The sequence below is a fragment of the Streptomyces sp. PU-14G genome, from assembly GCF_041028275.1.
In the GTDB taxonomy this organism is placed as follows: domain Bacteria; phylum Actinomycetota; class Actinomycetes; order Streptomycetales; family Streptomycetaceae; genus Streptomyces.
In genome coordinates this window covers 1-1,536 of sequence record NZ_JASKYT010000673.1, presented here as the reverse complement: position 1 = coordinate 1,536, position 1,536 = coordinate 1, and the positions used below count along the sequence as shown (strand labels likewise).

The 1,536-nt window shown below is 73.8% G+C and carries 2 protein-coding genes; one reads left to right on the top strand and one right to left on the bottom strand.

The features are described 5' to 3' along the window. Positions 1-148: 148 nt before the first annotated feature. Positions 149-730, top strand: a complete 582-nt coding sequence (locus AB8Z75_RS34585; RefSeq protein ID WP_369209053.1) for a VOC family protein — start codon at positions 149-151, stop codon at positions 728-730. On the opposite strand, the gene AB8Z75_RS34580 is transcribed toward AB8Z75_RS34585, so the two are convergent. Then, positions 720-1,536 (bottom strand): DEAD/DEAH box helicase (locus AB8Z75_RS34580; RefSeq protein WP_369209051.1); only part of this gene is annotated, 817 nt, incomplete at its 5' end. The two genes, AB8Z75_RS34585 and AB8Z75_RS34580, sit on opposite strands and share 11 nt — an antisense overlap.

Here is a 1,536-nt window from a genome sequence, read left to right as displayed (position 1 = left end):
GTCGAATCGCGCGGTCGGTCGGGCGAACCTGACCGCGCCGACGGCCAGATGCTCCGGCCAGCGGTGGTGGGGTGGGCTGCTCATGCGCTCACGGTGACAGGTGCGGTGGACGGAGGCCTCCGCCCACCGCACCTGTCACCGTGAGCGCATGAGCAGCCCACCCCACCACCGCTGGCCGGAGCATCTGGCCGTCGGCGCGGTCAGGTTCGCCCGACCGACCGCGCGATTCGACGCCGTACGGGCCTTCTACGTCGACGACCTCGGACTGCCCGTCCTCGCCGAGTGGCGCGACCACGCGGGCTACGACGGCCTCGTCCTCGGCCTTCCCGGCACCCCCGTCCACCTGGAGCTCACCCAGCACGGCGCCCCGCCCCGCATCCCCGAGCCGCATCCGGAGAACCAGTTGGTCTTCTACCTGGAGGACCCGGCGGCCCACGACCGCGCGACGGCGCACCTCGCCTCCCGCGGCCACCATCCCGTCCCCGCCACCAACCCGTACTGGCCCGCGCACGGCGCCACCGTCTTCGAGGACCCGGACGGCTGGCAGGTCGTCCTCGCCCCCTGGGTCTTCGGCCGCGACCCGGTAGGACGCGCGGCGCGAGGGACCGAGGCGCGAGGGATCGCGGCGCGAGGGATCGCGGCGCGAGGGATCGCGGCGCGAGGGATCGCGGCGCGAGGGAGCGAGGCGCGAGGGAGCGAGGCGCGAGGGAGCGAGGGCGCTACTCCATGACCCGGGCCAGGGTCCGGAAGTACTGCTGACCGCGCCAGGCCTCCCGGTTACCGAGAACGATCAGGCGGCGCCTGGCGCGGCTCACCGCGACGTTCAGCAGGTTGGCCCGGCCCGCGGCCCACGCGCGGCTGCCCTCGGCGTCCGGACCCGTGCCGAGGACGAGGATCACGACATCGGACTCCTTGCCCTGCGCGGTGTGCACGGTGCCGATGCGTCGCGGAGCCACCCGGCCCGCCAGCACCCTGGTCGCTTCCTGGGCGACCGTGCGGAACGGGCTCAGGACGAACAGCTCGTCCTCCTCCAGACCCCGCTCCTGGAGCAGTTCCACCGACCGCAGGAGCGCGCGCCCCTCCTCCGGCACCCAGTGCCCTTGGGCCTCGGTCGCCCTGATGTCCCACCACACGCTGCGCTGCGCCGCGGGGAAGTCCCCGCGCCCCTGCTCGCTGACCCCGTCGACCATCATGCCGTCGTACGCGATCTCGTTGCTGACGGTGAACATCGGGTCGTCGCACCGGCGGTGGACGCGCAGAGGGGCGCCGACCCAGAGTTCGCCGCCGTCCCCGGTGTCGTCGGGGAGGCTCGTCCCCCACCTGTTGGTGCGGTCCGCGAGCTGCTGAACGGAGGTGCCGGTCGGAACCCAGGTCTGTGCTGCGCCATGGTGGGCGCGCAACCGCTGCTGCGCCGTGTAGGGCAGGACGACAACGGGCTCCAGCTGCTTCGGGTCCCCGACCACCACAGCCCTGCGGGTACGCCACAGCGCGCCCGCCGCCAYCTRSSRCGCCGCCTGGCCCGCCTCGTCGATGAAC